Annotated in this window: 21 protein-coding genes and 1 pseudogene; 18 read left to right on the top strand and 4 right to left on the bottom strand. The window is 47.0% G+C overall.

The genetic code is table 11. The features are described 5' to 3' along the window. Positions 1–728: 728 nt before the first annotated feature. From arcA to A4U59_RS16595, 13 genes are all read left to right on the top strand, one after another. Positions 729–1,961: an arginine deiminase gene (gene arcA / locus A4U59_RS16540; protein WP_066174838.1), complete on the top strand. Its 1,233-nt coding sequence runs from the start codon at positions 729–731 to the stop codon at positions 1,959–1,961. A gap of 56 nt (positions 1,962–2,017) precedes the next feature. Further along, positions 2,018–3,028: an ornithine carbamoyltransferase gene (gene argF, locus A4U59_RS16545; RefSeq protein WP_066174839.1), complete on the top strand. Its 1,011-nt coding sequence runs from the start codon at positions 2,018–2,020 to the stop codon at positions 3,026–3,028. A gap of 43 nt (positions 3,029–3,071) precedes the next feature. Next, a complete protein-coding gene (arcC, locus tag A4U59_RS16550) occupies positions 3,072–4,031 on the top strand; it encodes a carbamate kinase (protein WP_066174841.1) in 960 nt (319 codons plus the stop codon). Between the two features lie 329 nt (positions 4,032–4,360). Continuing rightward, positions 4,361–5,722 (top strand): M20 family metallopeptidase, encoded by a 1,362-nt coding sequence (locus tag A4U59_RS16555; RefSeq protein ID WP_066174842.1) that lies wholly within the window; start codon positions 4,361–4,363, stop codon positions 5,720–5,722. A 12-nt stretch (positions 5,723–5,734) separates the two neighbouring features. Continuing rightward, complete coding sequence (locus A4U59_RS16560) at positions 5,735–7,216, top strand: YfcC family protein (protein ID WP_066174845.1); 1,482 nt, start codon at positions 5,735–5,737, stop codon at positions 7,214–7,216. A 326-nt stretch (positions 7,217–7,542) separates the two neighbouring features. Further along, a complete protein-coding gene (locus A4U59_RS21450) occupies positions 7,543–7,713 on the top strand; it encodes a hypothetical protein (protein ID WP_157888211.1) in 171 nt (56 codons plus the stop codon). 639 nt (positions 7,714–8,352) lie between these two features. After that, positions 8,353–9,105, top strand: a complete 753-nt coding sequence (locus tag A4U59_RS16565; protein ID WP_211274959.1) for a Crp/Fnr family transcriptional regulator — start codon at positions 8,353–8,355, stop codon at positions 9,103–9,105. A gap of 301 nt (positions 9,106–9,406) precedes the next feature. After that, positions 9,407–10,471 (top strand): glycoside hydrolase family 15 protein, encoded by a 1,065-nt coding sequence (locus tag A4U59_RS16570; RefSeq protein ID WP_083270910.1) that lies wholly within the window; start codon positions 9,407–9,409, stop codon positions 10,469–10,471. A 956-nt stretch (positions 10,472–11,427) separates the two neighbouring features. Further along, positions 11,428–13,362, top strand: coding sequence for a 1,4-alpha-glucan branching protein GlgB (gene glgB / locus A4U59_RS16575; RefSeq protein WP_066174847.1), 1,935 nt, complete (start codon positions 11,428–11,430; stop codon positions 13,360–13,362). A gap of 5 nt (positions 13,363–13,367) precedes the next feature. Beyond that, positions 13,368–14,507 (top strand): glucose-1-phosphate adenylyltransferase, encoded by a 1,140-nt coding sequence (locus A4U59_RS16580; RefSeq protein ID WP_066174850.1) that lies wholly within the window; start codon positions 13,368–13,370, stop codon positions 14,505–14,507. Between the two features lie 62 nt (positions 14,508–14,569). Continuing rightward, positions 14,570–15,697 carry a glucose-1-phosphate adenylyltransferase subunit GlgD gene (gene glgD, locus A4U59_RS16585; RefSeq protein WP_066174852.1) on the top strand — a complete coding sequence of 376 codons (1,128 nt, stop codon included), beginning with the start codon at positions 14,570–14,572 and terminating at the stop codon, positions 15,695–15,697. 104 nt (positions 15,698–15,801) lie between these two features. Beyond that, a complete protein-coding gene (glgA, locus tag A4U59_RS16590) occupies positions 15,802–17,226 on the top strand; it encodes a glycogen synthase GlgA (RefSeq protein WP_066174853.1) in 1,425 nt (474 codons plus the stop codon). A gap of 55 nt (positions 17,227–17,281) precedes the next feature. After that, complete coding sequence (locus A4U59_RS16595; protein ID WP_066174854.1) at positions 17,282–17,665, top strand: YkvA family protein; 384 nt, start codon at positions 17,282–17,284, stop codon at positions 17,663–17,665. Between the two features lie 350 nt (positions 17,666–18,015). On the opposite strand, the gene A4U59_RS22630 is transcribed toward A4U59_RS16595, so the two are convergent. From A4U59_RS22630 to A4U59_RS16605, 3 genes and pseudogenes are all read right to left on the bottom strand, one after another. Beyond that, positions 18,016–18,522, bottom strand: coding sequence for a methyl-accepting chemotaxis protein (locus tag A4U59_RS22630; protein ID WP_425388921.1), 507 nt, complete (start codon positions 18,520–18,522; stop codon positions 18,016–18,018). 255 nt (positions 18,523–18,777) lie between these two features. Further along, positions 18,778–19,323, bottom strand: a pseudogene (locus A4U59_RS22635) (protoglobin domain-containing protein); the annotation flags it as partial. Between the two features lie 407 nt (positions 19,324–19,730). After that, positions 19,731–20,039 carry an AzlD domain-containing protein gene (locus tag A4U59_RS16605; protein WP_066174858.1) on the bottom strand — a complete coding sequence of 103 codons (309 nt, stop codon included), beginning with the start codon at positions 20,037–20,039 and terminating at the stop codon, positions 19,731–19,733. A 596-nt stretch (positions 20,040–20,635) separates the two neighbouring features. Here A4U59_RS16605 and A4U59_RS16610 point away from each other — a divergent pair. Both A4U59_RS16610 and A4U59_RS16615 read left to right on the top strand, forming a co-directional pair. Next, a complete protein-coding gene (locus A4U59_RS16610; protein ID WP_211274960.1) occupies positions 20,636–21,343 on the top strand; it encodes a response regulator transcription factor in 708 nt (235 codons plus the stop codon). Beyond that, on the top strand, positions 21,321–22,691 hold the full coding sequence (locus A4U59_RS16615) for a sensor histidine kinase (protein WP_066174860.1): 1,371 nt from the start codon (positions 21,321–21,323) through the stop codon (positions 22,689–22,691). Before A4U59_RS16610 ends, A4U59_RS16615 begins: the two co-directional genes overlap by 23 nt. Positions 22,692–22,870: 179 nt before the next feature. Here A4U59_RS16615 and A4U59_RS21880 read toward each other — a convergent pair whose 3' ends face one another. Further along, positions 22,871–23,380 carry a hypothetical protein gene (locus tag A4U59_RS21880; protein WP_169823993.1) on the bottom strand — a complete coding sequence of 170 codons (510 nt, stop codon included), beginning with the start codon at positions 23,378–23,380 and terminating at the stop codon, positions 22,871–22,873. A gap of 366 nt (positions 23,381–23,746) precedes the next feature. On the opposite strand from A4U59_RS21880, the gene A4U59_RS21885 reads away from it, so the two are divergent. The 3 genes from A4U59_RS21885 to A4U59_RS16625 all read left to right on the top strand — a co-directional run bounded on the left by A4U59_RS21885 (position 23,747) and on the right by A4U59_RS16625 (position 25,133). Further along, the gene (locus tag A4U59_RS21885) at positions 23,747–23,908 is read left to right on the top strand and encodes a hypothetical protein (RefSeq protein WP_169823994.1); all 162 of its coding nucleotides are present in this window, start codon (positions 23,747–23,749) and stop codon (positions 23,906–23,908) included. Between the two features lie 121 nt (positions 23,909–24,029). Further along, positions 24,030–24,230: a twin-arginine translocase TatA/TatE family subunit gene (locus A4U59_RS16620; RefSeq protein WP_066174861.1), complete on the top strand. Its 201-nt coding sequence runs from the start codon at positions 24,030–24,032 to the stop codon at positions 24,228–24,230. A 12-nt stretch (positions 24,231–24,242) separates the two neighbouring features. Further along, positions 24,243–25,133: a 4Fe-4S dicluster domain-containing protein gene (locus tag A4U59_RS16625; protein WP_066174862.1), complete on the top strand. Its 891-nt coding sequence runs from the start codon at positions 24,243–24,245 to the stop codon at positions 25,131–25,133. The last annotated feature ends 6 nt before the right edge of the window (positions 25,134–25,139 follow it).

Here is a 25,139-nt window from a genome sequence, read left to right on the forward strand (position 1 = left end):
TTGTGCCCTTGGGTGAAAGCGAGTACCTGCAACGGAAATCAACACTAGCGTTTAACAGAGCCTTATTGTTAAGGGAATTATAAAATGTAAGCGTTGTGGATAAAAAGACAGAAGGGAATCGTCCAGCTCCAGGCGCCAGCGGCCATCGTCATAAGCGGTGATCCCCTCCGGAAGGAAAGATCGCCTTCCTGCGGGTACCCCCGTTAGGCGCGCGCGTTGCGCATTTGTTCTTTTCACAGTGGCCAATTTTTTAGGGCGGCTGCCCTCTGTCTTCGCCTGCAGGTTCGCCAATCGGAGAGGTTTCTCTATATAGGCGTTTCTTTACCTGTTTGGCATAAGCGGCGCAGAATTTTCAGCTGGAACGAAACTTCATTGTTAACTGTACTAGTGAAACCTATATAACTGTTTCGTTTATGCAAAAAACCCGGCACTGGAAAAAAGGTGCCGGGCTTTTTGCTGGGAATCCGGCATCTTCCTTTTTTATTTTCTGAATAATAGTTCTTTTTTGTTCAAAAATCCGACACATTCTATCGTTATACAACAGAGAAACGCTGGTATATGGACGTTTATTAAAACAATACAAGTTTTATTCATTATCTTGCATGAACATTTAACAAAGTGAGAAATTTTACACAGTTCCTTTGTAAACGCTTTCACTTCCGTTGTTCCAATTGGGGCTATCATAAAAGCTGTAGAGGATAACAGTACTTGAAAAGGAGGCATCTTTTATGAAACACCCGCTCCATGTTACATCGGAAATCGGGGAGTTAAAGACAGTGCTTTTGCATAGGCCAGGCAAAGAAGTGGAAAACTTAACGCCTGAATGGCTGCACCGTCTGCTCTTTGATGATATTCCCTTTTTACCTGCTGTCCAGAAGGAACATGATTATTTCGCAAGTACGCTGCAGAACAGAGGGATTGAAGTTCTTTACCTGGAAACGCTGGCTGCTGAAGCTCTTCATAGTGAGGAAATCAAAACAAAGTTCGTGGAACAGATTCTTGCGGAATCAAAGGCGAATGTGAACGGATCCTACTTGACGCTGAGGGAATACCTGCTCGCGATGACACCTGACAGGCTTGTAGATAAAGTGATGTCCGGGATATTGAAGTCAGAAATTCCTTCTTCGAAAAAAAAGCATCTGTATGAAATGATGCCGGACCATTACCCGTTTTATCTCGACCCGATGCCGAATCTTTATTTCACCCGCGACCCGGCTGCTGTGATCGGCGACGGCATTACCATCAATAGAATGAGAGAAGGAGCACGGCGGCGGGAGTCAATGTTCCTTTCTTATATCATCCATCACCATCCGCGTTTTGCCAGCCACAATATTCCGATTTGGACCGACCGGGATTTTGAGTTTGCGATTGAGGGCGGGGACGAGCTGGTGCTGAGTAAGGATACTGTTGCTGTAGGCGTAAGTGCGCGTACCTCTGCCCGGGCGATTGAACGGCTGGCTGTAAATTTGTTCAAGAAACAAAAAGAAATCACGAGAGTAATGGCGGTTGAAATTCCAAAGACCCGTGCTTTCATGCATCTTGATACCGTCTTTACGATGGTCGATCATGATAAATTTACGATTCATCCTGCGATTGAAGGCCCGAATGGAGACATGAATATTTTTATCCTTGAAAAAGGAGAAGATGAAGATTCGGTTACAATCAGTACCCGCACCAACCTGACTGAAACGCTGAAAGAGGTGCTCGGTCTTGATGACATCGTTCTTATACCGTGCGGAGGCGGTGATGAAATCGCGTCAGCAAGGGAGCAGTGGAATGATGGATCGAACACCCTTGCAATCGCACCTGGGGTCGTTGTCACTTATGACCGGAACTATGTATCCAATGAACTGCTGCGCCAGCATGGCATCGAAGTGATTGAAGTGCTCAGCTCCGAACTTTCAAGGGGCAGGGGCGGACCGCGCTGCATGAGCATGCCGATAATGCGCGAGGACCTCTAAATCAGCTGTTTCTTTGATTGACTGCAAAAAAATTCAAATGAAAGAGGGAATTTTAAATGGCTGTTACTGAAAAAATTGATTTGACTGGAAGAAACTTTCTCACATTGAAGGATTTTTCCCCTTCCGAAATCAACTATTTGATTGATCTTGCAGCAGATTTGAAAGATAAGAAAAAAAACCGCATCCAGCACCGCTATCTTGAAGGGCAGAACATTGCATTGCTTTTCGAAAAGCCGTCAACGAGAACGCGCTGCGCTTTTACGGTGGCCTGCGCCGATCTCGGTGCCCATCCGGAGTATCTCGGCAAAAATGATATTCAATTCGGCAAGAAAGAGTCCGTTGAAGATACAGCAATCGTTCTAGGGCGCATGTTCGATGGGATTGAGTTCCGCGGTTTCAAACACGAGACGGTTGAAGGGCTTGCCGCTCACGCCGGTGTCCCTGTATGGAACGGTTTGACAGACCAATTTCATCCGACACAGATCCTTGCCGACTTCCTGACAGTAAAAGAGCAGCTTGGCAGACTTGAGGGTGTGAAGTTCGTTTATGTCGGAGACGGCCGCAACAATATGGGCAACAGTCTGCTGATCGGCGGTGCCAAAGTTGGAATGGACATCCGGATATGTGCACCGAAAAGCCTCTGGCCGTCTGATGAAATTGTGGAGTATGCAAGAGATACAGCGAAAGAGACAGGTGCGGTGGTCACTCTGACAGAGAGCATCGATGAAGCGGTTAAAGATGCAGATGTTATCTACACGGACGTCTGGGTTTCAATGGGCGAAGAAGACCAGTATGAAGAACGGATCAACCTTTTAAGACCATATCAGGTAAATATGGACATGCTCGAAAAGACAAATAATCCAGCTGTCATGTTCCTCCATTGCCTGCCGTCTTTCCATGATTTGAATACGGAGGTCGGCCGTGACATGCATGAAAGGTTCGGTCTTGCCGAATTGGAAGTGACAGATGAAGTATTCCGCAGCCGCCACTCATTTGTGTTCGATGAAGCGGAAAACAGGATGCATACCATTAAAGCTGTCATGGCGGCCACTAACGCCGACCTGTAAAAACGGGCTTAGTATTGTATTTGAATGTTGAGGTGATAAAAATATGAAACAGAAAAAAATAGTGATTGCACTGGGCGGCAATGCAATCCAGTCGGGGGATGCCACGGCGGCAGCCCAGCAAAAGGCACTTGTTGAAACTGCCAAACAGCTGGTGAAAATAATAGATGACGGGTTTGACATCATCATTACTCATGGAAACGGGCCGCAAGTGGGAAACCTGCTCCTTCAGCAAAAAGCGGCCGACAGCGAGAAGACACCGGCAATGCCGCTTGATACATGCGGAGCGATGAGTCAGGGGATGATCGGCTACTGGATGCAAAATGCTGTCGATCTGGCACTAAAACAGGCGAACATTAAAAAAGAAGCGGCGACAATCATTACAAGGGTTGTCGTTGACAGCAAAGATGAGGCATTCAAGAACCCTACGAAACCGATTGGCCCTTTTTACGGGGAGGAAGAGGCAAGGAAACTGATGACGGAACAATCCCTTACCTTTAAAGAGGATGCCGGCCGCGGCTGGCGCAGGGTCGTGCCGTCCCCCCAGCCGGTCAGCATCAGTGAAGCATCGATCATCAATGAACTTGTTGATAACGGCCATATTGTCATCGGTGTCGGCGGCGGAGGTATTCCGGTGGTAGAGACAGAGGAAGGTATGATCGGTGTTGAAGCTGTCATCGACAAGGACTTCGCCTCACAGAAGCTGGCTGAACTGGTAGAGGCCGACATGTTGCTCATTCTGACCGCAGTTGACCAGGTTTCCATCCATTTCAATAAGCCGGACCAGGAAGGGCTGGATGACATTTCTCCTGAACAGATCAGAAGGTATATAGATGACGGGGAATTTGCACCTGGCAGTATGCTCCCGAAAGTTGAAGCGGCTGTCAAATTCGCTGAATCCCGCCCGGGCAGGGAAGCAGTCATCACATCGCTTGATAAAGCTTATGAAGCACTTTACGGACTGGCCGGCACACGCATCATGAAAACGGCAGAGCAGGTCAGCTGAAGAAAGGGGGCCCGGCGGCAAGCCGGGGTTCCTCCTTATCTTTTGATAGGGGCAAAATTCTGTTGATTGGCTTGAGAAATTCTCCAAACGGTGAGGATTCAGAAAAGATTATTAAACGTCTGCGAAATGGGGGGACAGTAGGGAACACACCTAAGCGGCCATGGTGAGCCTAAAGAACCTATGCTATACATCCCTAGCAATGCATAGGCCAGCATGTCCCTGTACCTGCTTCAGAATTTACTCTCCCTTAGGAGATTGCAACAATGATAATGAAATCACTTTTCACTAGAAGAGATGAATGAAGAAAGCAAGCATTGGTGGTGAAGCAAATGAAATTGCTTGATGAAGCGAAGCTGAAGCAATCTCTCCAACAGATTGAGAATCAAAGTATAGAAGCGCTGAAAGAACTTGTCCGCATTCCCAGTGTGATTGGGGATCCGGCACCAGCGGCGCCATTCGGAACAGCGATTGGAGAAGCTTTGACGAACGTGCTGGAATTGTGCAGCCGGCTTGGGTTCAGGACATATCAGGATCCAGAAGGATATTACGGGTATGCGGAAATCGGTGAAGGACGTGAAATGGCCGGGATCCTGGGTCATCTTGATGTTGTGCCGCCAGGGAGTATTGGTGACTGGGACACCGGGCCCTTTGATCCTGCAGAACGGGAAGGAAAATTATTCGGACGCGGCACTCAGGATGATAAAGGGCCCGTCATCGCTTCAATTTTTGCCGCCCGGGCCCTAATGGATCAGGGTGTAACGTTCCATAAACGGCTTCGTTTTATTTTCGGGACAGACGAGGAGACGTTATGGCGCTGCATGGAAAAATACAAGGAAAAAGAAGAGGCTCCACATATGGGGTTCACGCCTGATTCGGTATTTCCGCTTGTATATGCGGAAAAGGGCCTGCTCCAGGTTCACTTGACAGCACAAAATACATCAACACTCCGCATCTCCGGCGGCTCAGCGTTCAACGCGGTTCCCGACAGCATCATTTACCGTGGGGACAATCAGGAACGAATCAAGGCTGAACTCGATAAGAAAGGTTACCCATACAACGAGGTACACGATGGTTTGGAGGTTATCGGAAAAGCGGCGCATGCACAGGCGGCAGAAAAAGGCGTAAATGCAATAAGCCGGCTGGCCATCGCCCTCTACAATGCGGGATTTGATTCAAAAGCAATCCGCTTCATCGCAGAACTGGCAGAAGATGATCCTCATGCCGAAGCGATTTTTGGGACTTGTGAAGATAAGCATTCCGGCAAGCTGAAGTTCAATATCGGCAAAATGATGCTCAATGAAGAATTTGAACAGCTGTCCATCGATATCCGGATACCGGTTACAGTCCGAAAGGAGGAAGTGGTTGAAAAGTTGTCCAGCGCAGCCTCGAGGTTCGGACTGGACTATGAAGAGTTCGATTGGCTGAAATCCATTTATCACCCGCTCGATCACCCGTTAATTGAAACGCTGCTGGAAGTATATCGGGATGAGAGCGGTGATACTTCATCTGAGCCGATTTCATCAGGCGGCGCAACATATGCGCGTGCCATTGATAATTGCGTTGCTTTTGGCGCCCTGTTTCCATGGAATGAGAAGGTTGAACATCAGCCGAATGAACATATCGTTTTGAAGGATTACAGGAAAGCCATGCACATATATGCCAAAGCGATTTATAAATTGACGCAGGGATAAGGAGGGTTATCGATGAAACGTTTTAAAATGCCGACCGCATTCTCCATTTTATTTATTATCATTGCAGCTGTTGCACTTTTGACCTGGGTTGTACCTGCAGGGCAGTATGAATATGTAGATCCTGAAGCAGATACGATGGAACCTGTACCTGGAACATACAGCGGGGCTGAACAAAACCCGCAGGGAATCTGGGAGGTACTGTACGCTCCTATAAAAGGATTTTTTGATGCGCAGGATATCGCATTGTTCGTCATTGTCATCGGCGGATTCATTGCTGTCGTCATGAAAACGGGCGCCATCGATGCAGGGATAGGGAGTGTCGTCAAAAAACTGAAAGGTCGGGAACACATTATGATCCCGATTTTGATGACCCTGTTCGCACTCGGGGGAACGACTTACGGGATGGCTGAAGAAACGATCGCGTTTTATCCATTGATCATTCCGGTCATCATCGCTGCCGGTTATGACACGATGACAGCCGTATCAATCGTTCTGCTCGGAGCGGGGGTCGGGGTGCTCGGATCGACAGTCAATCCATTTGCAACGGGCATCGCATCAGGTTTTGCCGGTATTTCAATCGGGGACGGCCTCTTGCTGCGGCTGCTTATTCTCGTGACGAGTCTTATTATTGCGATAATCTTTGTTATGCGATATGCGCAAAAAGTGAAGGCTGATCCGGACGAATCGCTCGTAGCGGATATGAGAGAAACCAACAGGGAGCATTTTTTGAGTGAAGAAATGGAAGGGGACGTTCTCGCGTTCACCGGCAAACGGAAAGCGGTCCTCTGGGTGTTTGGCATCACCTTTTTCCTGATGATATTAGCAGTCATTCCTTGGGCGTGGAAATTCAACATTACGCTGTTTGAAGACATTAACAATGCCATTCTCGGCATCCCTGTTATCGGAAGCGTCATCGGAGCAATTCCGCCATTCGGGGATTGGTGGTTCGGCGAATTGACACTTTTATTCCTGTTCGCGTCGATTGTCGTCGCGCTGATTTACAGAATGAATGAAGAGGAATTTGTCGGAACGTTTGTTGAAGGCGCGAAAGATCTTCTGGCTGTTGCCCTTATTATCGGTGTTTCACGCGGCATTACAGTTGTCATGAATGATGGAGGCATGACGGCGACTGTGCTGCACTGGGGGGAAGAGACGCTCGCATCACTTGGACCTGTAGCATTTTCGACCTTGACTTACTTGTTCTACTTGCCGCTGTCTTTCCTTGTGCCGTCAACTTCTGGTTTGGCGACATTATCAATGCCGATTATGGCGCCGCTCGGTGATTTTGCCGGTGTAGACAGAAATATCGTCATTACTGCTTATCAGTCCGCATCAGGCGTCATTAATATAATCACTCCGACTTCCGGTGTGGTCATGGGCGCGCTTGCAATTGCGCGGATTCCTTATGACCGTTACCTGAAGCATGTGTGGAAGCTGTTGATTATCCTGTCCGTTGTCGTCATCGTCCTGATGGGTGGAGCGGTATTGATTTAGGGGGAGAATCCCGTGATTTTTAAGGAAACCTGGCTTTCGTCCGGGTTTTCTTTTTTGATAAGGAAGAAAGCATAAGTTTCATACAACTCTCCCTCCGGAAGGAAGAAACGCTTTCCTGCGGTTATTCTCGCTTATGCGTACGCTGCTAAGCGGGCGCCTTGTGCATTTCGAGTGTCCAGCTCCAGTCGCCAGCGGCTATCGTCATAAGAGGTGATCCCCTCCGGAAGGGAAACCGCCTTCCTGCGGTGATCCCCGCTTATGCGTACGCCGCTAAGCGGGCGCCTTGCGCATTTCGAGTGTCCAGGTGCGAGCCAGGGTTTGTCGCCATGCATGAAAAAAGGAGCCGGTTTGGCGTGAAAACCGGGCTGAACGGCGTGAAACAGCTGCTCCGGCGTGAAAGTTGGCTTCTACGGCATGAAATATGGGAGATTACGCGTGAAACAGTGATCGTTTGGCGTGAAAGAAACGGGATTCCGCGCGAAAGTGCATCCCCCTGATTGCGGTTGTTCGCATACGGCGTGAAAAGCCGGGGATATGGCGCAAAGGAACAGTCATCTGGCGTGAAATACTAAGAAAAGTAATCGTTTTTTATAAAATGAGACAAATCCGGCAGGTTACCGGGCCTAAATGGTTGGAGTGATCCTGTATTATGAGTAAACAGCGCGGTTTTGGCTGTCGGTTTGCTTGAACCGGTGGAAGAACGTGCAAATTTCCATCCCCAAGGTACTCAGGCTGTGCTGATCTGCATCGTAATGGAATGCGGGTCAGCTGCTCCCCCCGCTTTTGCGTACGCCGCTAAGCGGGCGCCATGCTCTTTTGTTCCCGTTTAAGAAAGTATAAATTGTCAGCAAGGGAGTAGTTAGACACAGCGGTAAATTTTAAGAAAATAGATAAGGGCAGCTGCGCCCCTGTCCTCGCCTGAAGACACGCCAATCAGCGAGTTCACTTCACCTTTTAGGACTTGGCAAGCAGGGAAGCGGGTGGCTGCAGCGTGTATTTACAGATTATAAGGGCAGCTGCGACTCTGTCTTTGCCTAAAGATTCACCAGACAGGGGCTTTACGCCAGTGCGCATAAAGATACTCTACTGTCTATAAAAAACCAGACAAAAAACGTCCACAAACAACTGCGGTCAAGGTGGGAACGCTTGTTACAATGAAGTGGAAAGGGGTATCAAGCCAGGAAGGAGCGATACGTCTGATGAAACCTGAGAATCTTAAAAGCTTGCTGAAAAAGTTTGATTGCTTTTCAACGCTTACAGAGAAAGAACTGGCTGTATATGAACAATACGCATATTGGCGGAAATACCAAAAAGGCCAGCTTTTATTCTCTGAAGGGGATCCGCGCGAGAAAATCTATTTTCTGATGGAAGGCTATGTGAAACTCCATAAAGAAAACGAAAGCGCGACGCTTTCCTATAACCATTTTATCGGTCCGAATAATGTGTTTCCGATCGAGGGACTGTTCTCCAGCGAAACATACATTTATTCCGCAAAAGCTGTCACTGACATCACGCTAGTTTACATTCCTGCCGCGCTTTTCGAGGATTTGATCCGCCATAACGCAAGGCAGCTTGTCCTGATCCTGCAAAGCTATTCCCGCACCCTTGAACTCCACGAAGCTAGACTTCAGCTGCTTACAAACGCAACCGCCCAGGACCGGGTCGTCCACATCATCCATTACTTGATGGAAAGTGTCGGCGACAAAAGAGAAGATAAAATTATCATCAATTGCCCGCTGACATCCACAGACCTCGCCGAGATCTCCGGAACCTCAAGAAAAACGGTGAGCGATGTCATCAAACAGCTTAAAGATAACCGCATCCTGACTTTCGATCATAAAACAATAACCATCCACAAGCCTGATTACCTTGAAAAATCTGCATTATGACAAAGTGAAGTGCCTGGCAATTGCGTCGCAATTGCCAGGCACTTCATTGTTAACCGCAACTCCCCAGCCTCTTATTTTTTGTCCCTTTGCACAAATTTCCCCATCTGCCGGTATAATATTTACTGCTCCAATCGGCATTTTGTCCAGCTGATTGCCTGTTGGGCGAAGTGTTGTCCGTTTTTTGTGAAAACGTATTCACAGGGTTGTTTTCATTGCATATGATAAGTAACAAGGGATAATTGGTTAAACTGTATGAAAATGGGGTAAAAAAATGAAAACTAAGCAGAAAGAGGAAGAAAATATGAAGGGATCGACCTTATTGGGTGTTCTTGACTCCATGCGGCTGCCAAACGGTGCATATACCGCAAGTTTATCCGCTGATTATGATTACGTCTGGATTCGGGACGTCTGCTATTCAGTCCTGCCGTACCTCTCATCACAATGCTCCAGATACGAAAAAGCCTATTATGCCCTTTTTGATATGCTGAAAAGGTACGAATGGAAAATCGATATTCATACGAGGCAAAAGCCGACTTTTTTATATGAGCATATTCATGCCCGCTACTCGAAAAAGCTGACAGAAATCCCAGTGGAATGGGGGCATGCCCAGCATGATGCCATCGGGGCATTTTTATGGGGCGTAGGAGAAGGGGTCCGGCACGGCAAGCAGATGATCAGAGATGAAAAAGACAGGGATATCCTGCAAAAGCTGGTGGCGTATCTGGATTGTGTGGAGTATTGGCATGACGAAGATAACGGAATGTGGGAGGAAAACCGGGAAGTCCATGCTTCAAGCGTCGGCGCATGCGTAGCGGGCCTGAAGGCGGTCCGTTTGCTTGTTGATGTGCCGCCTCATCTGATCGAAAAAGGCCAGCGCACGCTTGACAGGATGCTTCCGCGCGAAAGTGAGACAAAGGATGTCGATCTCGCCCTGCTGTCACTCATCTATCCTTATCAAATCGTTTCCCGCGACAAGGCTCAAACGATCATCGCCAATGTGGTTGATGAGCTGGAACGGACCTACGGGTGCATCCGGTATAAGGATGACATGTATTATAATGAAGGCAGCGAGGCGGAATGGTGCTTCGGCTTTCCATGGCTGGGTCTTTGCTACAGCTTTCTCGGCCGGCAGGATAAAATTCTTGAATACTGGAAGAAAACAAAAACGGTCATTCAGGACAACGGATATATACCAGAACTCTACATCGGCGGTACTGGGAAGCCAAACGGCAATAACCCGCTTGCATGGGCAGTCGCCCTCACCTATATTTTGCACGACAGAATCAAACACGTTGAAAACTATGAATCATCCCGGCGCTTTGCCGAAAGACAGGAACAAAAAGCAGACCACAGAGAATCCGTTTAACAGCGGATTCTTTTTTAAAGGGCAGTGATGAGGCTCACCGTCCCCGCGCCGCGGCAGCAGACACCGTGAGTGCGGCAGGATGGAAGCTGGAACGGATGTCGCACTTGGGCCCGTGGTGAAGGCGAGGTCCTGCAGCGAAAATCAACTTCCCATTTCAACATGCTAGTATCGTAAGTCTTTCCTAATTCCACAATACTACTATTTTAAAAGGTTTTTTTCGAAAATCCGGGTAAGAAATGTTTAACAGAAGATGCATTTGTTACTCTTATATCCTAATACCAACAAGAACAGCAGACCATCATTTTTGAAAGTTGGCCCGCTGTTCTTCTTGGTGTTTAATGCGCTAAAAGGAATTTTATTTTTGTTGAGAATTTATATGAACACTGGGCCTGCCTGCATTGCTGGAAAAAGAAGGATTCAAAAAAAGGAATCAGGGTATGAAAAAGAAAATATGTTTTATTGAAAGGCCATGTATTCTTTGTTGAAACATGTCACATCCCCACGGGTTTTGTGACAATTTGATGAGCATAAAAACTTAAGCGCTTACAGTTTTTCAGAAAAGAAGGAAACTTCTGATAATGATAGAAATAGAAACGAGAGAGTGCAGAATGGGCCTGTTTCACATTGATTTTCGGATTGGTTTTATAAGACGGCTATTTTCTGGATGATGGTTGTATTTATTGTCGTATTGGACAACACACTCTGTGCCGTGACGGTTGATTGGTGCGGGGATGCGGAACCCCTGCGGGAACAGCGGGACAGGTGAGAGCCCATTGGAACAGCGATGGTGAGGCTCACCGCCCGTACCGATACGATCACCTGCAGCGGAAATCAATGCCCCATTTGAAAACAGTAAAAAAAAACGGTACGGCGGAAATTTTAATGAATGGGGTTGAATAGGTAAATGCAACCCCGGCTGCTTGAATTCTCAGCAAATTATCAGATGAGGTGCTTGTATGCAATCAGTGATGCCATCGCAAGAAGATATTTACTTATTTCATGAAGGAACACTTTACGAAAGCTGGAAAATGATGGGGTCCCATATCCTGGACGCGGAAGGGACAGAAGGTGTGCGGTTCGTCGTTTGGGCACCACATGCGAAAGAGGCCGCGGTCGTCGGAGATTTCAACAGCTGGGACGGCACGGGGCATAAAATGGATCGGATCAGCGGCGGATTATGGATGCTGTTCATTCCCGGCCTCACGGAAGGTGAGCTTTATAAATACGAATTGATCACAGAACAGAACGAGCGGATCCTGAAGGCCGATCCATATGCTTTCTTTGCCGAAAAAAAGCCCGATACAGCATCCGTGGTATACGGTCTTGAGGGTTATGATTGGCAGGACCGGAACTGGATCAAAGAGAGAAAACAGAAACCGGTTTATGAAAAACCTGTCCTTATTTATGAGGTCCATCCGGGCACGTGGAAAAAAACGCCCGAGGGAACCCACTATACATACCGCGAACTGGCAGATGAACTCATTCCTTATGTGAAAGAACTCGGATATACCCATATTGAAATGCTGCCGATTGCCGAGCATCCGTTTGACGGTTCCTGGGGTTATCAGCTTACCGGGTATTTCGCTGTGACGAGCCGCTATGGAACACCGAAGGATTTCATGTACTTTGTGGACCGCTGCCATCAGGAGGCGATCGGCGTAATCCTTGACTGGGTGCCCGCCCATTTCTGTAAAGACGCACACGGGCTTGGCCGATTCGACGGAACACCGCTTTATGAGCCTGCGGATGAAAGACGTGGGGAAAGGGCGAACTGGGGAACGTACAACTTCGATTACAGCAAACCGGAAGTCCGGTCATTCCTCATCTCAAATGCACTATTTTGGATGGAGATGTTCCATATCGACGGCATGAGAGTTGATGCTGTTTCCTACATGATTTACCTCAACCACGGATCCGATGCACAGCTTATGCTTAAGAACGAATTCGGCGGAGATGAAAACCTTGAAGCCATTGCGTTTTTAAAACAGCTCAATAAAGCAGTATTTGGCCGGTTTCCGTATACGCTTATGGCGGCAGAGGAAGCGACTGACTGGAAAGGTGTGACATCTCCTGTCCACGAAGGCGGCCTTGGCTTCAACTACAAATGGAATATGGGATGGATGAATGATATCCTCCACTACATGGATTATCACCCTGATCATAGGAGCGAGATTCACAATCAGCTTACCTTTTCGTTTTCATATACGTACACAGAAAATTACATTTTGCCCTTTTCACATGATGAGGTTGTCCACGGGAAAAAGTCCCTTCTCGATAAGATGCCGGGAGATTACTGGCAAAAGTTTGCGAATCTGAGATTACTGTTTTCATATATGATGGCACATCCGGGAAAGAAGCTGCTTTTCATGGGCGGGGAACTGGCCCAGTTTGCTGAATGGAAAGATAAAGAACAGCTGGACTGGCATCTTCTGGATTACGATTACCATTATAAGTTCCACCGTTTTGTCCGTTCCCTTAATCACTTTTATACTGGTGCAAGCAGCATATGGAGGCTTGACCATGAGCCGGATGGGCTGCAATGGATAAATGCCGATGATGCCGAAAAATCGGTTCTCTCATTCATCAGAAAAGGGAAGCGGAAAGGTGATTACACTATACACCTCTTCAACTTTTCCGCAAACGTGCATGAGGACTATCGGATAGGGGTTCCGTCGCGCGGAAGCTATACGGAAGTTTTCAACAGTGACCTGGAGGAATACGGAGGTTCTGGCCTGCACAATCCGACCATTCCAACAATGAAGGCGGAGTACCGTGACTTTTCATACAGTATAGCCATCAAACTTCCGCCGCTCGCCGCTGTTGTTCTGAAAAAGCAGCCTTCAAGGCCGAAACCGCATAAGCAAAAACCGAAAACAACGAGAAAGGGGTAATCTTAATGCCACAAAAAGAAATGATTGCGATGCTGCTTGCCGGGGGACAGGGGACGAGGCTGAAAGAACTGACGAGCAGCCTCGCAAAGCCGGCAGTTCCTTTCGGCGGAAAATACCGGATCATCGATTTCACATTAAGCAACTGCACCAACTCGGGAATCGACACAGTCGGGGTGCTGACCCAGTATCAGCCGCTTGTGCTTAACACTTACATAGGAATCGGCAGCGCCTGGGATCTTGACAGGAAAAACGGCGGAGTCGCGCTGCTTCCTCCCTACCAGGGCAAAACAGGCGGCGAATGGTACAAGGGAACGGCCAACGCGATCTATCAGAACATTTATTATATCGAACAATATGATCCGGAATACGTTCTTGTCATCTCAGGGGACCACATCTACAAAATGGACTATGAAAAAATGCTGCAGGCCCATAAGAGGAGTGGAGCAGAAGCTACGATTGCCGTTCGGGGAGTGCCGTGGGACGAAGCGAACAGGTTCGGCATCATGAACACTGATGAAGAGGGGAAAATCGTTGAATTCGATGAAAAGCCTGCGAATCCGAAGAGCAATCTTGCTTCGATGGGGGTTTACATTTTCACCTGGAAAACACTTAGAAAATATTTGAAAGAAGATGAAGAAAACCCGAATTCGGAAAATGATTTCGGGAAGAACATCATTCCTGCTATGCTAAATGATGATATATTGCTGTCTGCTTACCGGTTTGAAGGCTATTGGAAGGATGTCGGAACAATCAAAAGCCTCTGGGAAGCAAACATGGATTTATTGAAGGATGAGGACGAACTCAAAATGGGCGACCGTTCGTGGAAAGTTTATTCGGTGAATCCGAATCAGCCGCCCCACTATTTATCAAAGCAAGCGAGCGTCACGTGTTCGCTTGTAAATGAAGGCTGTGTCGTATACGGAAATATAAAAAACTCTGTTCTGTTTTACGGTGTCCACGTTGGTCTGGGCTCAGAAATCAAAGACTCCATCATCATGCCAAATGTCCGGATCGGGGCGAATGTGACGATAAACCGTGCGATCGTCGAGAGCGGTTCGGTCATCGAAGACGGCGCTGTCATCGGGTCAGGGGAAAAAGACAGTGAAATAACACTTTTTGCAAGCGGTAAAATGACGAGGGCATAAAAGCCGGCCGTTTCCTTTGGTTTTACTTCTTGAATAACTTTTGAAAGGGGATGTCAGCATATATGAAAAATGTGATGGGCGTAATCAATCTCGGCAATGAACCTGAAATCCTCGGGACGTTAACAAAAGAGAGGAGCCTTGCTTCCGTACCTTTCGGGGGAAGATACAGGCTGATCGATTTCAGCCTTTCAAACATGGTGAACAGCGGAATTTTCAATGTCGGTATCTTCACATTGAGAAAATACCGTTCATTGATGGATCATCTCGGCCCGGGCAAAGAATGGGATCTTGACCGCCAAAATAAAGGCCTCTTCATTCTGCCGCCGACAGGTTCGGATAAAAGTTCTGACAGGGGAGATTTTCATCTGTTTAAAGAACACATCTCTTATTTCAAAAGGAGCAAGGAAGAATATGTGCTTGCCACCCAGGGCCATCTCGTCTGGAATGTTGACTTTAACGAAATTGTGAAGTTCCACCAGGACAATGGCGCAGATATTACCGTTGCTTATACGGAATATGATAATGGAACGAACGAACTGCCTTCTCTGTCGGTGCTCGGAATTGATGAGGAAAGCCGCGTTCATCGAATTGACCGGAACACCATCCCTTACGAAGGCGACAATATCTATATGCAGACTTTCGTGATCAAGCGTGAATTGCTGCTGGAATTTATCGAAAAGGTAGAATCAGATGGAAATTCAACTTTCCTTGAGAGTGTGCTGATCCCCAACCTTGACCGGCTTAACGTGGCGGCCTGGCAATATCGCGGCTATGCTCCTCTTATTTATTCAATCGACAGCTATTACCGGAAAAGCATGGCACTTCTCGATCCGAACATTTCCCAGCAGCTCTTTTTCACAACCCGGCCTATTTATACAAAGGTAAAACACGAGCCCCCGGCCCAGTACCGGAGAACAGCGGATGTCCATAATTCAATGGTGGCAAACGGGTGTACGATTGAAGGAACCGTCGAAAACAGCATCCTTTTCCGCGGTGTAAAGGTCCATAAAGGGGCAGTCGTCAAAAATTCAATTATCATGCAGAAAACTGAAATCCAGGAAGGGGCGTATGTTGAAAACGCCATTCTTGATAAAGACACGAAAGTACAGAAAGGACAGCAGGTAAAAGGCGCAGAAGATTTACCGTCAGTAATCGCCAAATCGAGCGTAGTGGAGTCATCGGTTAATTGAGCATCCCTCCGAAAAGCCCGGCTTTTCCTTAAAGCATGTGAAAAGCCGGTCACGTGGTTAAGAAGAGTCCTGCTATAATCCATACATAAGTCAGGAGGCATTCCATGAACATATTATTTGCAGCATCAGAAGGGTATCCATTCAGCAAGACCGGGGGACTTGGCGACGTGATTGGTGCGCTCCCGAAAGAACTGGCGAAGGAAGGCGCTGATGTCCAGGTCGTCCTTCCGAAGTACGCTTCCATTCCAGAACAGTTTGCAGAGGACATGACGTATATTGCAAGCCTGACAGTTCCGGTCGGCTGGCGTAATCAATACTGCGGCTTGTTTTCGCTTGAAAAAGACGGTGTTCTTTACTATTTCATCGATAACGAATATTATTTTAAACGCCCTGACAGCTATGGTTATTATGATGACGGCGAGCGGTTCGCCTTTTTTTCCAGGGCCATTCTCGAGATCATCCCGTTTTTGGAAAAAAAACCGGATGTCCTCCATCTACATGACTGGCAGACCGCAATGGCAAGCCTGCTGTTGAAGGCCCATTACCGCTATCATCCCGATTATCAGCAAATCAAGACCGTTTTTACGATCCATAATCTCCGTTACCAGGGGGTATTTCCGCACAGCGTGCTGCATGACCTGTATGATCTAAGCAATATGTATTTTCATCCGGACGGTGTTGAATACTATGGCAACGTGAATTTCATGAAGGCAGGCATTGTCTATTCGGATGCCGTTACAACTGTCAGCCCGTCGTATGCTGAAGAAATCCAGACGCCGTATTACGGCGAAGGGCTCGACGGCCTGCTGCGCAAGCACAATGGAAAACTTACCGGCATCCTGAACGGCATCGATACCGATCTATATAATCCGAATACGGACAGCAGCCTCTATGTCCAGTATGAACACGACCTGGAGGCGAAAGCGCAAAACAAAGTACAGCTGCAGAGGGAGCTTGGATTGGAGGAAAACCGGAATAAGCCGATGATTGTTCTCATAAGCCGCCTGACAGACCAGAAAGGGATTGACCTCATCCTCCACGTCATGGCTGAAATGGCTTCTCTTGATATGCAGTTTGTCGTCCTCGGAACAGGGGAAAAACGTTATGAAGAAGGATTCCGGCAGTCAGGGGAACATTTCCGTGAAAACCTGTCCGTTCACTTGATGTTTGATGACAGTTTCGCCCGTAAGCTTTACGGTGCATCCGATATACTGCTGATGCCTTCCGTGTTTGAACCGTGCGGCATCAGCCAGCTGCTTGCCCTCCGTTACGGAAGTCTGCCGATCGTCCGTGAAACAGGCGGTCTGAAAGATACAGTAAAGCCCCATAATCGTTTTACAGGCGAAGGGCATGGGTTTTCATTCGCCAACTACAATGCTCACGAACTGTTGTTCACAATAGAGCGGGCAATACATCTGTATCATGAACGTCCCCAAGTGTGGAAACGGATGGCTCGACGGGCGCTGGAACTGGACTTCAGCTGGAATGCCTCTTCACTCGAATACTTGAAGCTTTATCATTCACTATGATTTGAGCGTAAAGGGGTGAATCGCCATCTTAGGAAAAAGAGCCATATTTGCACTAATGAAAAAACAGGCTGTGAAATATTTATTCGATAAGAAAAAAGGCCGGTCACTTGCCGATAAAGCGGAACAAAAGTCAGCCGGCAACAAAGGAATCCTCCGAGATATCCGCGAAAAATCCAAATTACTGATCCAGCTGCTTCGCGCCTATCTGAATGGGGATTACCGCGATGTCAGCAAAAAAACAATGATAACGGTCGTTGGCGGTCTCCTTTATTTGGTACTGCCGACCGATGCGGTCCCGGATTTCCTGTTTGCCACAGGACTCATTGATGATGCGGCTATCCTTGGCCTTGTGTTGGCGCAGGTGAACAATGATCTGGAAAAATTCAAGGCATGGAAAGAGGGCCGGCGGAGTGCCCTTGAAATTGACCCGTCAGAGTAAAATATGCCCCGTTTAGCAAAAGAGATATGAAAGAAACGGCACACCTGTCATTGAATTGGTGTGCTGTTTCTGTTTGTTCAAGAGGGTTTTGTCAGGCGGAATTAAACTTGAAGAACATGTTGATTAAACTTACAGATTGCGGGAATCGTCATCCTCATTAAACACTTCGATGAGTCGCATAACCAAAAAAGACCGTCCATCAAATAAAGTGTTCCTCATTGACAGAAAGGAAGAAACGATGTTCGCAGATGAATGTCACGATTGATGAGCTTGATGCGAATAAGAGCTGGAAAACAGAAAGCGCCCGCTAACTCTCCGGGCGCCCAGTTCAGATATTGAAAGAATGCTCGTCACGCAAAATTAGCCGTTTCATTTAAGTGCTCGGCTGAACGGGCCACTCCTGAAGTCGCATGTCCGATTTCTTTGATGGTGTGCACAAGATATTCAATGTGTTCGGTGGCGTTGTCGACGCTTTCAGCACTTGAACTCATGGACTCGATCACTTTTTCAAATACTTCATTTGTTTTTTTGGATGTATCCTGCCCGGCAAGAACCGCTTCCCTCACATATTGCAAAGATTCAACGACTTTGCGGGTGTTCACCGTGGAATTTGCAATCAGGTCCTGGATGTTGCCGATTGATGTTTTCGTTTGTTCTGCCAGTTTCCGCACTTCAGTAGAGACGACGGCAAATCCGCGGCCGTGTTCGCCCGCCCGTGCCGCTTCGATTGCTGAGTTCAAGGCAAGCAGGTTTGTCTGCTCCGCGATTTCCTGGACCATTTTAATGACGTCATTTATGCGAAGAGAAGCATGATTCAATTCATCCATCATTTTATTCATGTCTTCAGTCTGAGTCATGATCAATTCGATTGAATTCACCAGCTCGCCGAGGCGTTGACGGCCTTCCAGGACATGTGTGCTTGCATTGTGTGATTCCTGCCGAGTGTGATGAACGATTTCTCCCACTTCATTGCTGCTGGAGACGAGTGTTTCAACTGAGGCATTCGTTTGTTCTGACAGTGCGACCAGTTCCGCACTGATTTCGAGGATTTTTCCTTTCAATTCCTCTTTTACTTCTTCATATTTCCGTTCTAGAGCTTCTGTGTTTTCATGCTCATATGCTTCAAGTACAAGCTGCTGTTCAAGATTCAAAATTTTTGAAACGACTTTTGTCAGCATCTCCAGTTCATGTTTACCTTCGATTTCCGCAAATAGTATGGAAAAGAGCCTGTTTTGCAAGTTTTGGAAAGCTCCCATATACCATGCCGGTTTAAGGCCGATATAATAATGGGTCCTGGCTACCTGCATGCGCTTTTCCAGGAAGGCCTCGTCAATCCGGCCACTGAACAATTCCAGCAAATGGCTTCTTAATGTTTTTCGAAGCCGTTCGACAGAACTGTGCGAGCTGATGATTCGTTTTAAATCCTCCACTTGTAATACCGTCTCATAGAAGTGTTCTACTAGTTCATCGATATGTCTTTCCACTAAAGGGTAGAGGCTTTTGACCGTTTTCAGATCTTCTTGGGAAAAATGGATCATAAAAAGCTTTGCTTGGAATGATTCGTCACGAATATCCATGGTCACATCCATGGCGTCTGCATGATGCAGAAATCCTTTTTGTATGTTTTTCTTTTTATTTTTTCGTACTAGTGCCAGCATGTTGTGCCTCCGTCTCGATAATAATTCCTTTGCTTGCTCCTAATCACACTATGAATTTGTGATTATCCTCAAGGTATAATTTATATCGTACGAAAGGTCTCTTCTTTTTAGTATAAGTTTTGATTAAAAAATGTATAAATTTTGTAATATAACAAAGTATACCCTCTAAAACCTTTTATTCCCTCTTATGCAAAAAAAAAACAGCCGGTTCACAGTCTGAAGGAACCCGCTGTTTTTTATTTTTGGCTCAGTTAAACACGGCAGCCGAATTACACTGCAAGTACTTGCTTTTTCCAGAGACACGATGGAAGACTAATCTGATTAAAGTCAGGACATTAGCGGCAGCATAGTTTAAAACCGCATTGTATCAAGAACAAGCAGCGGACAATTTAATGGAAGCTAATTTTTTATGACGAGAAATAAGAATAGACCGAAAGAACCCCGATCGCCGTAATGACGACAAAAATCAAATTGAACCCGAAATAGGCCGCAGCAAAAGCGGCAATCCCGCCGATCGCACCGAAAAGCATGTTTTCGTTCACAGTCAGGATTCCAGGGAGGATCAATGCCCCAAGAATGGCATAGGGGACGTTTTTCAACATCCCCTGAAGCAAGGGCGGTATTTGATCAGGATTCATAATGAAAAAAGGCAGCACCCGCGGAATATAGGTGACGGCTGCCATTCCCAATATGACCCACACTATTGGCGTAAGCATTCCCATTCCCCTTCCTTTTCTCTTCGTATTCATCTAATATTCATATTTATTGATTATAATCTTTACGGCAAGTTTTGAAAAGATTTGGAGTTCACTCAATTGCTGCCAGAGTGGTTTTGCTGAATCAATAGTTACTTGATTTGGATGAAACAGGAAAAGCATGGTGTTATATTCACAAAATCGCTATATTTCCTTCAATTAATCTTTTCACTCGTTTACTCCTGTCAGTATACTGATTATACAGTTTTATGATTAAGGCTGTGTTAAAGCTCAATGTTGATTTTTTACACTAGTTGATTGTAGTGGAAGGTGCGAGACTCCAGCGGGACTAGCGGGACAGGTGAGACCCCGCAGGAGCGGAGCGACGAGGAGGCTCACCGCCCGCCCCGCGGCAAAGAAGACACTGTGAGTGCGACCGAAGGGAAGCAGGAACAGATGTCGCCCTTGTGCCCTTGGGTGAAAGCGAGTACCTGCAACGGAAATCAACACTAGCGTTTAACAGAGCCATGATTAAAGGCAAAAGCCGGTAGATAAAGGCTGCCTGATTATTATTAACATAAAAAGAATCCAAGATAGAGAAAAGGGTGGAACATATAATGAGGATATTAGCTGTTGACGATGAACCGATGATAATTGAAGCTGTGGAAGCGTATCTGGAAAATGCGGGATTTGAGGTGGATACAGCGGAAAATGGAGCAGATGCACTAGAGCTGTTCAGCAAGTATGACTACCAGTTCATTTTGCTGGATTTGATGCTGCCGGATATAAGCGGCGAGGAAGTTTGCCAGCGGATCAGGGAAGTGTCGGATGTACCGATCATGATGTTGACAGCCAAAACGAAAGAGGAAGACCGCATCAACGGCATTGTGATTGGCGCGGACGATTATATTGTAAAACCCTTCAGTCCGAAGGAGGTAGTAGTGCGGATCCAGGGAATCCTGCGCAGGACAGAACGGTTCGCATTGAAAGGCTGTATGAGTTTTAACGGGAAGGACATGGTCATCAACAGTAAAGAAAACAGAGTCCTTGTCAGGGATGAGGATATTCAGCTGACCCCGATAGAATTCAAGCTGCTCCTTGAAATGGCGAAATATCCCGGGCGCGCTTTTTCGAGAATGAAGCTGCTGGAACAAATCCAGGAAGATGGCTACTACGAAGGATACGAACGGAGTATTGATGTCCACATTAAAAATCTCCGGAAAAAAATTGAGATCGATACGAAAAACCCTGCATATATCCAGACGGTTTTCGGCATCGGCTACCGGTTTGGAGGGAAGAGTGATGCTCCGGACATTACATTCTAGAATACTCTTTTACTTTATCCTTATTTCGATTATCGGGACACTGCTTGTGAGCTATGCATTCCGGCTCGCCTTTGATGATTGTTTCGCCGATTATCTTGATGACAAACGCGAGGATGAAATACAGCGGGTCATCGGGCAATTGAAGTCTCAGTATGAAGAAACCGGGGAAATAGGCGATAAGGGTTTGTCAACGATGCTGCCTTATCAGGCGATGACTGAGAGCCTGTTTTATCAAATATATGATGAAAATGATCGGGAAATTGTAGATTCCACTTCACTTGTGAAGGATATCGCCAAAATGAGGGAGGAAGAAGGGGAACCCGATTTCACAAATCTGGATATCACTTCAGAAACCCGTTTGATTGAGTTTGAAGGCAAGCCGATTGCCAGGATGCAGATTCTGTATCACCGAGGTTACGAAAAAGGTGAATTTCAGTTCAAGGCAAGAGTGAACAGCTATATCATCGGCTCGGCTGTCGGGATGATCGTCATCGCCGTCGTTCTCAGCATGTTCCTTTCTCGCAAAGTCACATCCGGCTTGAGGCAGGTGCGGGATGCGACGAGGGAATTGACGGGCAATAACCTGTCAGTCAGGGTTCCGCTTCATGGCCTGTCAACGGAGCTTGCGGAAGTGGGGATGGCGGTAAACAGCCTTGCCCAGTCTCTTGATGAACAGCAAAAGCTGCGCAAGCAATTCACAGATGACCTCAGCCATGAATTGCGAACCCCGCTCACAACTTTGCGCACCCACCTGGAAGCTTTTCAGGATGGTGTCTTTGAACCAACAAAAGAACGTCTTTCCAAAAGTTACGGGGAATTGATGAGGCTTGTCCGCATGGTTGATGATCTTGATGATTTGATGGCAGCTGAAAACCCGGAAATCACATTGAATAAAACAATACTTGATGCAGGAAAGCTGCTGGATTTCTTAAAAGATCATTACACAGTGGAGGCCGCCCAAAAAGAGATCCGGTTCACAGCAGATGATCCGGAAAGAACAATACCATTCCAAGCTGACCGGGACAGGTTCATGCAAATTATGGGCAACCTGATATCAAATGCAATCAAGTATACACCTGATGGAGGGACTGTCCATCTTGGCGTTAAAGACACCGGGGATATGGTCCGTTTTTCTGTCGCTGATACAGGACCCGGCATATCCGAAGAACATTTAGAGAATATTTTTGAGCGTTTTTACAGGGCAGATAAATCCCGGGCAAGGAAGACGGGCGGCACCGGGATCGGGCTTTCGATTGCGAAAGCTCTTTCGGAAACGCACGGGGGATGGATTGAAGTTGAAAGTAAAATAGGGGAAGGCTCTGTCTTTAGTGTCTTCCTTCCTAAATAGCAGAACGCATCGAGTTTGACGGGAAGCGCCAGTGTGTAAGCACTGGCGCTTCTTTGGCGTATAGGAGTATAAATTGTCAGCAATGGAGTTTTTCGATGCAGCGGCCAATTTTAAGAAAATAGATAAGGGTCAACTACGCCTCTGTCTTCCTCTAACGGTTCGACAATCGGCGAGTTTCTTTAGCGAATTGGAAAATAACATTTCCGGCAAGGAGGAACGCTGATTCGATTTTTTAAGAAAGTTGATAAAGGCAGCTGTGACTCTGTCTTCGTATGAACTGCGATAGGCAGCGATGTTTGTTTTGTTGTGGAGCGGATCAGTTGGCGGCGTGAAAGGGAGGAGTTACGGCGCGAAAGCCGGGATGAACGGCGTGAAACAGCTGCTCCGGCGCGAAAGTCGCGCTCTGCGGCATGAAAAACGGCTAAATGCGCGTGAAACATAAATATTTCGGCGTGAAAGAAAGCAGAATCCGCGCGAAAAGTGCATTCCCTTCCCACGACCGTTCGGATACGGCGTGAAAAGCCGCGGATACGGCGCGAATAAACAGTCATCCGGCGTGAAAAACGTGAGCATGAAAGGAGACAAATTGTCTTTTTAAAAAAATAAGACAAATTGAACAAGGTCTGCACGTTAAATGGGTTTCCTGCGATACCGCATTGAGCAAACAGCCCTGTTTTTGCCGTAGGCATGCGTGATTCGGAGGAGGGACGTGCAAATTTCCATCCTGGGGAAATCAGGATGTGCTGGTGTGAGAGCGTACTGGGATAGGGATCAGTTGCGAGGTGAGAATCCGGAGTTTGGCGCGAAAGCCGGGCTGAACAGCTGCCCTTGCGCGAAAATCGGGCACTGCTGCATGAAATGCGGGAGATTGCGCGTGAAACAGTTAAAGTTTGGCGTGAAAGTCACGGAATGCTGCTTAAAAGGGCGCCCTCTTCATCCCGGCTGTTCGTGTATAGCGTGAAAAATCGGGCTTGTGTGCGAATAAACAGTCATCAGGCATGAAACACGTGAGCATGAAATGAAAACAGATTGTATATTTAAAACTTTACAGTAAATTGTCAGCAAGGAAGTACTTCGGCGAAGCGGCCACGTTCAAGAAAATAGATAAGGGCAGCTGCATCGCTGTCTTCGCCTGCATGCTCGCCAATCTGCGAGTTTTCTTTATTGAAATTGTGAATTCCCAGTTAAATATCACCCTTTCTGTGAACTCCTTTTGACTGCCTTATGAAGAAGATATAAAGAGTCATCTGGTTGTGACAAATGTCACAGTAGCATTTTTGCGGCTCAAACTACAATAAGGTTAACAAAAAAAGCAACATGGGTGAGGGGGAGAAAGGCGTGCTGACAAATATAGGAGTACCTGGCCTGATTGTCATTTTACTTATTGCACTAGTTATTTTTGGGCCGAAGAAACTGCCTGAATTGGGCAAAGCAACCGGTGAAACATTAAAAGAATTCAAGAAATCCGCTCAGGAATTGACAGCTGACAGTTTAACAGATGAAGAGAATAGTGGAGACAAAAAATCAGTAAAGGAATAAGAGGTGAACAAGATGGGGATTTTTTCAAACAAAGATATGACAGAGAATGATTGGAACAGTCTGGTTGATCAAATGCTGCCTGATAAAAAGAAGGAAATGGACCAGTCTCCCTATGACACTGAATTAAGTTTCGATATGGCGAAAGACGCCAGGAAGGTCATTGGCGGAAAGCTGGATATCAGGGATTTCCACAAAAAGTACAACGCTTCATTGCTGAAAGAGTTTGGCAAGGAATATGTCTCGGATGCACCTGAGGAAGCCAAGGGAGATGGCGTTAAATGGGGAATGGTCATCGACTTGAAAAAGTGTGTGGGCTGCGATACATGCACCGTTTCCTGTAAAGCGGAAAACCGGACACCGCCTGGAATTTCCTACAATGTCGTAATGGAAACGGAAATCGGTGAATTTCCGAATGTCGCGAAAGTGAATCTCCCGCGTCCATGCATGCAGTGTGACCAGCCGCCGTGTGCCCAGGTTTGCCCGACAAGAGCGACCTTCAAGATGGAAAATGGAATAACAGCGATAGATAATGACCGCTGCATCGGCTGCCGCTACTGTATTGTCGCCTGTCCTTACGGGGCCCGCTCGTTTGACTTCGGCGAAAGTTATGAAGGTGAAATGCCTGGTTATGACGATGTTTCAAGCCCGGAATACGGCATGGAGCGAGGCGAACGCAAAAAAGGGAAAACACCGATCGGAACAGTGCGGAAGTGCAGTTTCTGTTTCCACCGTCTTGAACGCGGCGAAGAACCTGCCTGTGTTGAAACATGCATTGGCGATGCAAGATTTTTCGGCGACTTGAACGATCCGAACAGTACCGTTTCCAAGCTGGCCAAGAGTCCGCGTGCATTCAGGCTGAAAAATGAACTTGGAACAGGACCAAACGTCATTTACTTGAAGTAAAGGGAG

Source organism: Bacillus marinisedimentorum, assembly GCF_001644195.2.
Taxonomy (GTDB): domain Bacteria; phylum Bacillota; class Bacilli; order Bacillales; family Bacillaceae_O; genus Bacillus_BL; species Bacillus_BL marinisedimentorum.